The sequence below is a fragment of the Ramlibacter tataouinensis genome (assembly GCF_001580455.1).
Lineage (GTDB): Bacteria > Pseudomonadota > Gammaproteobacteria > Burkholderiales > Burkholderiaceae_C > Ramlibacter > Ramlibacter tataouinensis_B.
On the sequence record NZ_CP010951.1, the window covers coordinates 3,579,008 to 3,591,631 of the forward strand.

Sequence of the window (12,624 nt, forward strand, 5' to 3'; positions counted from 1 at the left end):
GTCTCACGCATGCTGCGCTACAGCACCATCCCCGTCACCCCGTTCCAGCAAAACTGCTCCATCGTCTACGACGACCAGACGCGCGAAGCCGCGGTCATCGACCCGGGCGGCGATCTCGATCGCATCCTGGACGAGGTCGAGCGCCTCGGGCTCACGCTGCAGCAGATCTGGTTGACGCACGGGCACATCGACCATGCCGCCGGTTCGAGCGCGATGGCGCAGCAGCTCGGCATCCCGATCATCGGTCCGCACGAGGCCGACCGCTTCTGGATCGACGGCCTGCCGCAGCAAAGCCGCATGTTCGGCTTCCCCGCGGCCGAGGCCTTCGTGCCTTCGCGCTGGCTGGCCGACGGCGACACCGTCGAACTGGGCGCGCACCGGCTGCAGGTGCGGCATTGCCCGGGGCACACGCCCGGTCACGTGGTCTTCCACTCGCCCGACATGAAGCGCGCCTTCGTCGGCGACGTGCTGTTTGCCGGCAGCATCGGCCGTACCGACTTCCCGCAGGGCGACTACGACACCCTGATCTCCAGCATCACGCAGCGCCTCTGGCCCATGGGCGACGACACCGTGTTCATTCCCGGGCACGGCCCGGAAAGCAGCTTCGGCGCCGAGCGGGCGAGCAATCCCTACGTGCGGGGCACCTGAACGGCCCGTTCCGCGCCGCTGCCTCGCCGCGGATGGGCCGACAGGAACCATTCGGCCGCGGACTGCAGCAGCTCTTCATAAGGCGTCCAGCGCAGCCCGAGTTCCTGCTGCGCGCGCTCGCTGCGCAGATGCAGCTGGCGCTCGAACACGCCCAGCAGCCCGGGCGGCAGCGGGTCGGGCAGGGCGCGCGTTGAGCGGCCGGCCTTCTTCAGCAGGATCTCCAACACCTTCAGGGGCGGACCGGCGAGCCTGGCATCGAGCTTGAGCTGGCGCGCCGAGAGCCGCTTCACTGGCGTCGCGCCGATCGCCAGCGCGAGGTCGACGAAGTAGTCGTTCCAGCGCGGGCTGTCCGGCGCGGCCAGGTTGTAGACGCGCGAGCCGCCGGCCGGCGCCTGCCGCAGGCTCGCAAGGATGGCGGCGCAGACGTCCTGAACTGCCACCAGGTTGGACCACCCGTCGCCGGCCGCGCCCAGGTCGCCGAGCCGGCCGGCGCGCAGCCAGCGCCCGATGCGGCCGACCCAGAGCTCGCTGCCGGGCCCCCACACGCAGCCGGGCCGCAGCATGACCACCGAGCCGCCGTGCGAGGCGAACGCCGCGATCGCGTCTTCGGCTTCGCACTTGGCCTTGGCATACCAGCCGATGGAGCCATCACGTGGCGCGTCCTCGCGCGCTTCGCCTTCGAGCGCGCCGTACACCGACATGGTGCTCAGGTGCACGATGCGCTGGCAGCCCGCGTCGTTGGCCGCATGCACCAGCACGCGCGCGCCCTGCGCGATCGCCTCGGCGCTGCCGGCGACGCAGTTCACCACCGCATCCATGCCGCGCAGCGCGCGCTTGAGCGAGCCGGCATCGGTCGCGTCGACCGCGGCCCGCCGGGATGCGCTGACCGGCTCGGCCCAGCCGCTCTCGGCCAGCGTCGCGCACAGGCGCGAGCCGATGTAGCCCGAGCCGCCGAGCACCAGGACCTTCATGCCGGCTGCTCCTCCAGCGTGGCGATCGGCCGGGGCGACAGCCGCTGCGCCAGGTGACGGGCCAGCCGCAGCGACAGGGCCAGCAGCGTCAGCGTCGGGTTGGCCTGGCTGGACGTGGGAAAGACCGCGCTGCCCGCCACGTACAGGTTGTTCACCGAATGCACGCGGCAGTTCGCGTCGACCACGCTGGTCCGCGGATCGGCCCCCATGCGCGTCGTGCCGATGTGGTGGCCGCCGTAGGCGCCGAAGCGCACCAGGTCTTCTTCGAGCGCGCCCGCGTCGTAGCGGAGCCGGCCCAGGCCGCTGCGCTCGACCTCCTGCGCGATCACATCCAGCGTGCGGCGCAGCGACTCGATGTCGGCGCTGGAGTAGCACCAGTTCACCCGCAGCTGCGGCATGCCCAGCGCGTCCAGCTTGCCGGCCAGGGTCACACGGCTGCGCGCCTGCGGCATCTGCTCGCCATGCAGCTCCAGGCTGAAGCGGTTGCTGCGGTTGCGCAGGATCACCGAGGGGAACTTGCGCGCCGCCAGCGTGCGCCGGGTGAGCCAGTGGCCGAGGAAGGCCAGGGTGTCGAGCGGGTCGGCGGCGACGTTCAGCAGGTGCCGGGCGTACAGCGGCAGCGTGGCGGCGGTGCCGTCGTTGACCCGCTTGCCGTATTCGTAGCTGATGAAGGGCCGCGCCAGGAACAGGCCCGACAGCACGCCGCTGCCATGGCGCGGATCGGTGATGCGCGGGAAGTGCAGCCGCGCGACCGCATTCGCCAGTCCCCGCCGGTGCTGCTCCGCCTCGCGCACGGCGATGCGGCGCCGGCAGTAGATGCCTTCGGGCGAGACCTCGTAGCCGTGTCGCACGCCCGCGGCATCGCCCTGGATCTCCAGCGTCCCCACGTTGCCGGCGATGTGGCACATGTAGTAGCGGCCCACCACGTCGTGCTCGTTGCCGATGCCGGCCGGCGCCGACTCGCGCGAGGCCAGCAGCAGGCGCGCCGTTTCCAGTCCGCCGGTGGCCAGGACCACGGTACGCGCGGCGACGGCGAAGCGCCGGCCCGCCAGCGTCCTCACTTCCACTTCGCGGATGGCGCGGGTCTCCTTGTCGAGGCGCAGCCCGGTGCAATTGGCGTTCAGCAGCACGTGCACATCACGGGCGACCTGAAGCCGCCGGGCGTAGCGTGCGCCGAAGTCGGTGGGACAGGAGAAGCGCTCCAGGCCGTCGGTGCTGACCACCTCGCTGGCGAAGCCGCGGAACATGGGCGGCGCCTCGGGGCTGAACGCCTGTCGGGCGTCATAGGCGAAGCGCCCGGCTTCGGCCAGGCGGTTGGCTTCCGGGTAGAACGGCCGCAGGTCTTCCAGCGAGATCGGCCAGCCGCTGTGCGGCACCTGGCTGCGCGCCTCGAAATCGATGGCATCGAAGGGCGTGCAGCGGCCGCCCCAGATCGTGCTCGATCCGCCCAGCCGGCGCTGGCGGTACTTGTCGGGCGGGCTGTGCAGCTTTTCGTCGTTGACCTCGCCGTCGTAGAGTGACTGGGTGGGCGCATCGGGCTGGCGCTGCCCCGATTCGAGCAGGACGATGTCCAGGCCCTGGCCGCTCAGGGCGAGCGCGAGCGCGATGCCGGCCGGGCCGCCGCCGACGATGCAGGCGTCCGCACGCAGCAAGGCACCCTGGTCGACATCGTTCGCATCCCCGATCACCGTACCGCCTCGCTCGCCCCCGGCGTGTCGTCCAGCTGGGCGGACACGCCAAAGTGGCGCCTGTGGATGCGGGCCACGCTGATGAAAAAGTGCGGCAGCGAAAACTGCTGCTCGTACAGCAGCCGGCCGTGGTAGCTCAGGGTGTCCAGCAGCCCCGGGTCGAACAGGACCTCGCGCAGCGCCGCGGCCAGCGCATCCACGTCGCCGGGCGGCACGAAATGCACGTCCTGTCCGTGCGTCAACAGCGAGGGCATCTCGCCCACCGGTGTGGTCAGCACCGGAACGCCGTTGGACAGCGCCTCCAGGATCACCAGCGGCAGCACTTCATCGATGGACGGCAGCACCAGCAGGTCGGCCTGCCGCAGCAACTCGCTCACCTTGTCCTGGTCGCACCAGCCCGGGAACTTCACCAGCGCATCGAGCCCGAGCTGGTGCGCCTGTTCCCGGTAGAGCTCGACGTCGCCGTTGCCGGCCAGCGTCACCTCGGCCTCCGAAGGCTGCAGGCCCGCCTTCTTCAAGGCCTTGAGCAGGCCGGACACACCTTTGCGCTCGCACAGGCTGCCGACGAACAGCACCCGCCGTGGCGTGCCGGGAAGCCGCCGCGGCGGCGCCTGGGCCGGCCCCGGCACGCCGTTGATCACGATGTCGACGCGCTTGGCCGGCACGCCCAGCTCCTCCAGCACGAAGCGGCGCGTCACCGGCCCGATCACCACCACGCTGTCGGCCAGCGAGAACATCCAGCGAGTCAGCGCGCGCAGCGGCGAGGCCAGCGTGTGGTAGTAGCGCTCCATCATCGCGTGCAGGTGCACCACCACCGGAATACCCAGGGCGCGGCAGGCCACCACCACCGTCCCCTTGCGCAGCAGGCTGAGCTTCTCGGCCATGTTGACGTGCACGCCGGCCAACTGGCCGGAGGTGCGGCCGCGCACCAGCGCCCAGACCGCCATCAGCAGGAACCAGGCGGAGGCCTGGGCCGAACCGGGCCCGCGCGTGTCCAGCGCGCGCAACTGCGCGGCATGCGCGGGCGGCGTGCGCGTCTGCGCCTGGATCAGGTAGTCGGCCACCTTGTACATCCCACCGCCGGTGGGCGACCACGGGCAGGCGATGTAGATGAACAGGCCGTCGCGGTCGGCCGCAGCGGGCCGCGTCATGGTTTCACTGGGGAGTGGTGTGGGCAGCATCGGTCCTTCATGCAAAGTGCCTGTGGCGGGGCTCCATCGACTGGGGCGGCTCGTGCAGCAGGCGGCTGGCCACCCGGCTGCGCGGCGCGACGCGCCGCCGCAGCAGCCCGGCCACCATGCCGGCGGCATAGAAGCACCAGGAGACGACCGAATAGACCGCGCGCTTGAGCGAGCGCTTGCGCCAGGTCATGACGGCGAAGGGCGTCGCGGCGATGGCCAGGAAGCCCGCCGCCTGCGCGGCCAACGGAACCGGCCAGAACGGGATGGTCAGCAGCAGCGCCCACCAGGCCAGCACGGCGAGGTACAGCTTGAGCTCGCGCACGCCGCGCAGCACCGACTTCAGGTGCGGCTGCCCCAGCGCGCCACGCAGCAGCTCGCCCAGCCCCCAGATGTAGCGCGAGCGCCAGCGCTGCATCAGCAGGCTGTACGGCGGCGTTTCGTGGCCGTAGTGCCATGTGGATGCGGCGGGCAGCCGCCACAGCTTCCAGCCGAGCGAGCGCAGCCGCGCCGCCAGGTCGAACTCTTCGTAGCTGTGCAGGTTGCGGTCGGAGATGTAGCCTGCTTCCTCGATGGCCAGGCGCCGGTACAGGCCGCCGCCGTCCAGCCGGTCGACCTCGCCGGCGGCCAGGTGCTTGGGCGCGCGCAGCGTGCGCTCCCGGTATTCGAGGCTGTCGTTGTTCAGTTCGACCGAGCGCCCGCCGATGCCGCCGATCTCCGGATGCTGCGCCAGGAAGTTCAGTGCCTGCTCCAGGAAGCCCGGCGCGATCTGCATGTCGCCGTCGAGGATGTACAGGTACTCGCCGCACGCGTGCTGGTAGCCCAGCTGCGGTCCGATGCCGCAGCAGCGCTCCTGCGGGTTGGCCAACTGCACCACGCGCACCGGGTAGCTGGTTGCGAACTCCACCGTGCGGTCGCTCGAACAGCTGTCGGCCAGCACCACCTCGCCGCCGCCCACGGCGGCCAGCGCGAGCAGGCTGCTCTCGATCGAGGCGCGGACGTTCTGCTCCTCGTTCAGCGTCTTGATGATGATGGACACCGCGCAGCGCTGCGGCGCGCCGGCGACGTTTTCGGTGGTCATGGCAATGTCCCCTGCTGCGCGAAAGCTTCGGTACTGCGAACCCGCCAGCGCTGCCACCGTTGCGCGAGCTGCGCCGGCGCGAAAAGCGCCATCAGCACGGTGACCTGCCAGCGAAAGCCGAGCGCGGCGTGGCGGGCCTGCATCAGCCAGCGCAGCGCCTCTCGCCGCCGGCCGGCGCCCAGCAGCCCGCGCGCGATGGTGATCTCCTGCTGGGCGACGAACCACAGCGCCGAGCGGCGGTGCTTGTCCGGCATGCTGCCGTTGAGCGCGCGTTCCCGCATGCGCTGCAGGAAGGGCGGCAGCTTGTCCACCAGCAGGTCGGCGGTGAGCGAGCCGGCGACGTCCACGCGATAGGCGGCCAGCGGCGCGTGGACGATCGCCACCGGCGTCTCGTCCGCCAGGCGGAACCACAGGTCCAGGTCCTCGCCGAGCGATTCGCCTTCCGCGAAGCACGGCTGCATCGACGCCAGCCGCGCGGCGCGCACGGCGACGCTGCTGGTGAAGAACAGCTGAGCCTTCATCCAGCGCTGGCGCAGGTCCTCGACCAGTTCGACCTCGCAGAACGCCTCGGGCAGGAGCCAGGGCTCGATCGCCTGGTCGCGCGCATCGCTGACGACCACGAAGCCGGTGGCGAGGAAGTCGGACTCGGGGCACAGGCGGTGCGCGCGCGCGAGGTGGGCCAGGAACTGCGGGTGATGCCAGTCGTCGGCGTCGAGGAAGGCCACCCAGTCGCCCTTGACTTCGCCGATGCCGCGGTTGCGCGCGGCCGACACGCCGGCGTTGCGCTGGCGGATCACCCGCACGCGCGGATCGCCCATGGCTTCGACGCGCTGCGCGCCGTCGTCGGTGGAGCCGTCGTCGATCACGATCACCTCCAGCACCGGCAGCGACTGCGCGAGCGCCGAGCGGATGGTGGCCTCGATGAAGCGAGACTTGTTGTAGAGGGGAACGACCACCGAGAAGTTCATTGGGCCCCCACGCTTGTCACTTCGTGTACTGCGCTGCCCCCCGAGGGGGCTATCGCGCCTTGGGGCGGCCCGGCGGCGCGATTCATGCGGGCACTCCATAGACGCGGCGCTCCCGCGTGGCGGTGGGCTGCGCGCCCACCGAGGCGCCGGCGGCCAGCGTCGCGATCAGCAGCAGGTGGGAGAAGAACTCGAAGCTGTAGCCGAACAGGTTCAGCGGCACTTCGCTGATCGAACGCACCGCCAGCGAGCAGAACAGGGCCAGGCTTAGTCCGCCGGTGCGGCGCGCATAGCGCACCGACAGCACCAGCAGCACGCAGGAATAGACCACGAGCAGGAAGGCGCCGACGCCGCCGGAGCGCGCCAGCGTATCCAGGAACTGGTTGTGGGCATTGGTGGCATTGGGCATGCCGATGCTCCTGCGGAAGTCGTCGTCGAACAGGCCCGGTCCGTAGCCGAAGAACTTGCTTGCCTGCCACTCCTCGATGGCGATGGCCCAGATCTGGTCACGGCCCGTCATGGTCATGAGTTGAGCGCCCTGTTGCGTGTCGAGGAAGTAGGACACCTGCCCGACCAGGTCCGAAAACAGCAACAGGCTCAGCAGTGCGGCGCCCACCAGCAGGGCGCCCAGGCAGAACAGGATCGCGAAGGCGCCTTCGCGCGGATCGCCCAGCCGGCGCCATGCCGAAGGCGCGTGGCGCACCAGGACCATGACCACCGAGCACAGCACGAAGGCCAACCAGGCCGCCTTGGATTGCGCGAAGAACAGCACCGACAGGCCCAGCAGCCAGGCCGGGACGTTGAGCCAGGCCCGGTACGGCCGCGCCCACAGCAGCAGCAGCGCGGTCTGGGCGAACATGCCCATGGCCACCGGGTGCGGCGCCAGGCCGCCCAGGCGCGGCAAGCCGGGCAGCAGGCCCTGGGTGTAGGAGGCGTCCAGCACCAGCGCGGGCCATACGGGGACGAGCGCCACGCTCGCCAGCATCAGCACGAACAGCGCGTTGCGCCCGGTGTCCACGATGCCGGTGATCTCCTCGGTGCTGACCAGCAGGGCGGCCAGGCCGATGATGAGCGAGTAGGTGAACTCATGCCCGAGCAGCGGATGCGCGCCGAACACCGCGGGGGCGGCGACGGTCGCCATCCAGTACGTCACATAGGCCACCGCCAGCGGCATCGAGGGCACCGGCGCGCGCTGGGTGAAGTGGTGCGCGATGCGCTCGACCGAAACGATCAGCAGCAGCAGCGAGACGCCGCGCTGCACCCAGGGCATCGCCGGATGGCGGTTGCCCTGGAAGATGCCCGCCAGCTCGCCGTAGACGCGGGAGAGGTCACGGCCGGACAGCAGGACGTCGACGGCCGCCAGCAAGATCATCGCGGGCAGCACCCAGTTCATGAAGCCGGAAGCACGCACGTACTTCATGCGGCCGTCTCCCGTGAAGCGGCCACCGTGCCGTTGCGCGTGATCCGCGCGGCTACGCGGGGCGCGAGCCGCGTGATGGCGCTCAGCGCCTCGGCGCCCAGCAGCGACGGGCGCAGCACCAGCACCAGCAGCATGGCGCCCGCGGCGGCCAGTCCGCCTGCGGCCAGCGCCGCCAGGTGCGACGCGAGTCCGGCAGTGGCGTGCTGGCCGGCCAGCACCGCGAGGGCGCAAAGGGCGGCCAGGGCCAGCCCGCGCGCGGCAGGGCTGGCGATCGCGCGCCAGCGCAACTCGAGCGCGCGCAGGGCGGCCGTCACGATCACCAGCGAGCGTCCCAGGATGACGCAGGCCGAGACGATCGCGATCCCGCGGATGCCCGAGGGCGCGAAGAACCACCAGGCCGGTGCGGCGAGGGCCAGCACCGGCAGCTGCAGCAGGAATTCGTGCTGCTTGCGCTGGGTGTTCCACAGCACTGGCGTCGACAACCCCCAGGCTGCCCACGCCGGCAGGCACAGGAACATCACCCCCAGCACCCAGGCCGATTCCAACCACGCATCTCCGTAGAGGAAGCCCACGATGTCCCCGGACAGCAAGGCCAGCACCACGGCCGCGGGCGTCCCCAGCACCACGGCGCAGGCCACGCCCAACAGCCAGCCCTGCGCGAGCCGCGCCCGGTCGTCCTGCAGCTTGGCGCCGGCGGCCATGAAGGCGGGCTGGAAAGCGCCGATCAGCAGCACATTGGGGATCGAGGCCAGGTTATAGGCCACCGTGAACAGGCCCACCGCGTGCGTGTTGAGCACCCGGCCGATGATGACGCGGTCGAGGTTGCCGAGCAGCCAGTTCACCACGTTGGTGAGGAACACGGTGCGGCCGGTGGACAGCGTCTCGCCGCCGCCGGCATGCCGCCACAGGGGGCGCAGCGGATGGGGGCGGGCGCGATAGGTTGCGGCCAGCGCCACTGCCGACTGGACCACGCAGGCCGTGCCCAGCGCCCAAGCGCCGAAGCCGGCCAGCGCCAGCGGCACCCCGACCAGCAGATAGCCGGCCGCGTAGCTGGCCAGCTGGATCAGGCCCAGCGCGCGGAAGTTGAGGTCACGCTGCAGCAGGTAGGTGGCCGGCGCCGCGGCCGCGACCAGAAGGCTGGCCAGGGACAGCAGCTGCACCATGCCTTCCACCCGCGCGTCGCCGAAGAAGGCGGCCAGCGGCGCGGCCGCGGCGTACATGGCCGCCGCCGACAGGATGCCCGCGGCCATTTGCCAGGTGAAGGCGAAGCGGATGTCCTCCTCGCTCAGCCGCGACTGCAGCATCAGGCCATAGCTGAAACTGGCGCCGGAGAGAAAGCCGACGAAGGTGAGCACCGCCATGCCGATGCCGTACACGCCGAAATTGCCGGGGCCCAGCAGGCGCGCCAGCGCCACCTGCGCCACCAACTGCAGCGCGAAGCGCGCGACCGTGGTGAGCGCGCTCCACTTCAGCGCGCGTTCGGCCAGCGCTCCGAGCGCGCCTGTGGTCATGGGCCGGGCGCTCCGTAACGACGCAGGGCAATGCCCGACATCAGCGCCAGCGCGGCAAGAAGCATCGTGGTGCCGCCGCGGCGCGGGTGATCGGTGCCTTCATGCGCCGCGGCCTGGCGGGCGCCTGCGACCTCGTCGCGAGTGCCGGCCGCGGCACTGGCGATGAATCCGCGGGCGGGCTGCGGGCCCACTTGGGCGGGAGAAGGCAGGTCCGCCGGGCTCCTCCACTGGGTGAGGCCGGGCCGGAACGGCGCAGCGGCGTCGACGCATTGGGAATGGGCACTTTGCGCAAAGAAGGCAGCCTGCGCAAGCAGGCATACGACGATCGCAGTCACTGAACGGTGCATCCGGCGCTCCCCGATTTTTTCCTGCGTCACGCGCATGAGTCGCGAAGAGCCGACTGATGGCGCGATGCGGCGACACCGCCGCAGGCTCCAAAATCCTCTCGTCGTCTCGCGTGTGCCGCGATCTGAGGCATCCTAGAAAAACTCAGCGGCGCGCACTGTAGGACTCGGGCGATAGTTCCGGTGGCGCCGTGACGACAGGCGAGCGCGGACGCAGTTCGCGCAAGCAGTTCATGAACGACAATCGCCAGCAATGCGAACGCAACAGGCACGATTCCTCACCCTGGCCCTGGTTGTCGCGCTGCTCACCGGCACCCTCATGCCGGGCAGTTGGAAGCACGCCGCGCTCGACCCACTGCAAAGCCCGATCGATCTCTCGGCCATCGCCCATGTCGTGCTGTTCGCGGCCATCACCGCGATGCTGCCGCTGGCACGTTTCTGGGATGTGACGCACTGGCACCTGGCCGCGGCCGGCCTGGCGCTGGCGCTGTTGACCGAGGGATTGCAGTTCTTCGCTATCGACCGCCATCCCAACCTGGCCGGGGTCGCCCAGGACATGGCCGGGGTGCTGCTTGGCTGGCTGCTGCTGCTGCGGATCAGGACTGCTGCTGCGGTTTCGCGGCCGCCGCGTTGAGGCGCGGGCGGCGCAGCCATTTGCGCGACAGCTCCCGCCCGGGCACCTCGACCCAGCGATAGGTCAGGGCGCTGAGCGCGAGGGTCGCCGCCAGGGCGACGCCGTAGAACAGCGTGCCCTCGAGGTCGTTGCGGCCGAAGGCCATGACCCACTGACCGTTGGGCAAGGGCATGGCGGTCCACAGTTCCTTGCCCATCAGGCGCTTGATGATCGGGGGCGCCAGCGTCACGACCAGCAGGTGCGTGAGGTAGATCGAGTAGGACAGCATGCCCAGCCAGCTCATCACCCGGCCGCGGAACAACCGGCTGACCAGGCCGCCCTCGGCAGAGAAGATGAGCACGGCGGCCGCGAACACGAAGGGCGCCATGAACGACAGCGGCGAGGTGCCGGCGGCGGACACGAAGGCGGCCACGGCCAGCACGATCGCGAGCTCCAGCATGGTCATCGCCGCCGTACCCAGGGGGCGCCGTGTCGCTGGCGCCAGGCTGTAGACGCGCCAGCAGGCCACGCCCAGCGCGAAGCCCAGCACGCACCGCAGGTATCCCCAGTCGAAGGTGGTGTCCATGCCCGACTTCGACAGAAGGAAGAGCAACAACGGCAGCACGAAAGCCGCGGCGACCAGCATCCAGTCGCGCATGCCGAACCAAAGGCACACGAGCGCGAACAGCACATAGGTCCACAGCTCGGTGCTGATCGACCAGCTCGGCCCGTTCCAGGTCAGGCTGTCGTGGATGCCCAGGCCCTGCAGCAGCAGCAGGTTGGTGATGACGGCCGATGGGCGGGTCTCGCCGGTGAACGCGGGCTGCCCCATGGTCAGCCTGAGCGTTTCGTAGGCGACGAAGGCCAGCAGCACGGCCAGGTGCAGCGGATAGAGCCGCCCCAGCCGCAGGATGAAAAAAGCTTTCACGCCTTGCCAGCTGTCCAGCCGGGACGCGTAGTTGTAGGCGATGACGAAGCCCGACAGGACGAAGAAGAAATCCACGAACAGGTAGCTGTTGCGGATGAGGGAGGACGAGTACAGCGGGCTGTAGCCGTGGAAGTGGAACAACACGACGAAGCAGGCGCACAGGCCGCGCCATCCGTCCAGCGCCTCGAAGCGGATGGGGGTGCGCGTGTCGGGCGGCGGCATGGAGGGCGTGAGGTGTGCGGAACCGGGGCCGGCTCATTCTTCCACTTTCGCCGCCGCTTCGTGCGTGCGCGACGGACGGCGCCTGCGCCGGATGTGTCGCTTGTCCTACACCGGCGAAATGTCGCGTTTCCTAGGATCGTCGGGCTATGGAGTTCAAGTAATGCGCTACGCCCGCAGTGAACAAGCCCGCGTGCAGGCGTTGCAGCAGGAAGTCTCGCGCGCCGAGGCCGACTACCAACGCCTTCGCGCCGCCTATCTCGAAGTCGCCCGCAACGAACCGGGGCATGAGGTCGCTCTGGCAATGATCGGTGCCGACATGGACCGGGCCCATGCCCATCTGCAGGCATTGATCGGCTTGCCGCGCCTTCCCTTCACGCACGAGCCCAGCACGGTGGTGCGCCGCGAGGCTCAGCGCCTGTCGCAGGACAGCGGCTGAGCACCGTCGCAATGTTGGCCGGCGCATAGTCCTGCGACTACACGCGGATGGCGCGAATGCCGAGGTGACGGCACGCTTCGTCGTTGCACCATGGGCTCGCAAGGAGAGCCGCCATGATTCCGTACGAGGTGGACCCCAGCCTGCACAACGACAAGCCGGAGAAGCCGTTGCTGGACGACGGCTTTTCGCCGCCGGATCCGGATCAGCCGACGCCACCGCCGCCGCAGGGCGCGCCCGCGCCGCATGACGGTGTTTCCGATCCGTGGGGCCAGAAGAGCGGCTTCTGAAGTTCTTTGAGAGCAGCGCCTGCGCATGTCCACGCATCCTGTCGAGCCCGAGCCTTTGCCGCCGGCTCCCGAACCCACCGCCCCGAACCCGACGCACCTGCCGATCGAACCGGACTTCGGCCCGCAACTGCCGCCGGCCGAGCCGGAGGATCCACACGCCAGGCCGCCGACCGTTTGACTTGGAGGATCCCGCATGAGCCCCTCGATCCCGCATGGCATCACCCCGCCCACCCCGGGCCAGGACAAGGAAGAGCCCGACCTGTGGCAAGAGGACGACATCCCGAGCGATGACGACGGCCGGGCCGATGCCGGGGAGGCCAGGTCCGACTGAG

15 protein-coding genes are annotated in these 12,624 nt (G+C 70.2%); 6 read left to right on the top strand and 9 right to left on the bottom strand.

Features of this window, described 5'->3' with window-relative positions:
- The first annotated feature begins 9 nt into the window (after window positions 1-9).
- Window positions 10-648 (top strand): MBL fold metallo-hydrolase, encoded by a 639-nt coding sequence (locus tag UC35_RS16585; protein WP_061501622.1) that lies wholly within the window; start codon window positions 10-12, stop codon window positions 646-648.
- Here UC35_RS16585 and UC35_RS16590 read toward each other — a convergent pair.
- The 8 genes from UC35_RS16590 to UC35_RS16625 all read right to left on the bottom strand — a co-directional run bounded on the left by UC35_RS16590 (window position 630) and on the right by UC35_RS16625 (window position 9,839).
- Window positions 630-1,619 (bottom strand): NAD-dependent epimerase/dehydratase family protein, encoded by a 990-nt coding sequence (locus UC35_RS16590; RefSeq protein ID WP_061501625.1) that lies wholly within the window; start codon window positions 1,617-1,619, stop codon window positions 630-632. The two genes, UC35_RS16585 and UC35_RS16590, sit on opposite strands and share 19 nt — an antisense overlap.
- On the bottom strand, window positions 1,616-3,307 hold the full coding sequence (locus UC35_RS16595) for an FAD-dependent oxidoreductase (protein WP_061501627.1): 1,692 nt from the start codon (window positions 3,305-3,307) through the stop codon (window positions 1,616-1,618). The genes UC35_RS16590 and UC35_RS16595 overlap by 4 nt, the downstream gene beginning before the upstream one ends.
- Window positions 3,304-4,458: a glycosyltransferase family 4 protein gene (locus UC35_RS16600; RefSeq protein ID WP_061501629.1), complete on the bottom strand. Its 1,155-nt coding sequence runs from the start codon at window positions 4,456-4,458 to the stop codon at window positions 3,304-3,306. Before UC35_RS16600 ends, UC35_RS16595 begins: the two co-directional genes overlap by 4 nt.
- A gap of 37 nt (window positions 4,459-4,495) precedes the next feature.
- Complete coding sequence (locus UC35_RS16605; protein ID WP_061501631.1) at window positions 4,496-5,566, bottom strand: glycosyltransferase; 1,071 nt, start codon at window positions 5,564-5,566, stop codon at window positions 4,496-4,498.
- A complete protein-coding gene (locus UC35_RS16610) occupies window positions 5,563-6,534 on the bottom strand; it encodes a glycosyltransferase family 2 protein (protein WP_061501634.1) in 972 nt (323 codons plus the stop codon). The genes UC35_RS16605 and UC35_RS16610 overlap by 4 nt, the downstream gene beginning before the upstream one ends.
- Before the next feature lie 82 nt (window positions 6,535-6,616).
- The gene (locus UC35_RS16615) at window positions 6,617-7,951 is read right to left on the bottom strand and encodes an O-antigen ligase family protein (protein WP_061501636.1); all 1,335 of its coding nucleotides are present in this window, start codon (window positions 7,949-7,951) and stop codon (window positions 6,617-6,619) included.
- Window positions 7,948-9,462: an oligosaccharide flippase family protein gene (locus tag UC35_RS16620; protein WP_082793327.1), complete on the bottom strand. Its 1,515-nt coding sequence runs from the start codon at window positions 9,460-9,462 to the stop codon at window positions 7,948-7,950. Before UC35_RS16620 ends, UC35_RS16615 begins: the two co-directional genes overlap by 4 nt.
- Window positions 9,459-9,839: a hypothetical protein gene (locus UC35_RS16625; protein ID WP_145979510.1), complete on the bottom strand. Its 381-nt coding sequence runs from the start codon at window positions 9,837-9,839 to the stop codon at window positions 9,459-9,461. Before UC35_RS16625 ends, UC35_RS16620 begins: the two co-directional genes overlap by 4 nt.
- 220 nt (window positions 9,840-10,059) lie before the next feature.
- Between UC35_RS16625 and UC35_RS16630 the strand changes: the two genes are divergently transcribed.
- The gene (locus tag UC35_RS16630) at window positions 10,060-10,440 is read left to right on the top strand and encodes a hypothetical protein (protein WP_061501640.1); all 381 of its coding nucleotides are present in this window, start codon (window positions 10,060-10,062) and stop codon (window positions 10,438-10,440) included.
- Here the strand turns inward: UC35_RS16630 and UC35_RS16635 are convergent.
- Window positions 10,403-11,569, bottom strand: coding sequence for an acyltransferase family protein (locus UC35_RS16635; protein WP_061501642.1), 1,167 nt, complete (start codon window positions 11,567-11,569; stop codon window positions 10,403-10,405). The two genes, UC35_RS16630 and UC35_RS16635, sit on opposite strands and share 38 nt — an antisense overlap.
- Before the next feature lie 160 nt (window positions 11,570-11,729).
- Between UC35_RS16635 and UC35_RS16640 the strand changes: the two genes are divergently transcribed.
- The 4 genes from UC35_RS16640 (at window position 11,730) to UC35_RS24010 (ending at window position 12,623) form a co-directional block, all read left to right on the top strand.
- On the top strand, window positions 11,730-12,005 hold the full coding sequence (locus tag UC35_RS16640; RefSeq protein WP_061501644.1) for a hypothetical protein: 276 nt from the start codon (window positions 11,730-11,732) through the stop codon (window positions 12,003-12,005).
- A gap of 113 nt (window positions 12,006-12,118) precedes the next feature.
- Complete coding sequence (locus UC35_RS24005; RefSeq protein ID WP_158513927.1) at window positions 12,119-12,292, top strand: hypothetical protein; 174 nt, start codon at window positions 12,119-12,121, stop codon at window positions 12,290-12,292.
- Between the two features lie 25 nt (window positions 12,293-12,317).
- Window positions 12,318-12,470, top strand: coding sequence for a stereocilin (locus UC35_RS23715; protein WP_145979511.1), 153 nt, complete (start codon window positions 12,318-12,320; stop codon window positions 12,468-12,470).
- Between the two features lie 15 nt (window positions 12,471-12,485).
- Entirely contained in the window at window positions 12,486-12,623 is a 138-nt protein-coding gene (locus UC35_RS24010; protein ID WP_158513928.1) for a hypothetical protein, read from the top strand.
- The last annotated feature ends 1 nt before the right edge of the window (window position 12,624 follow it).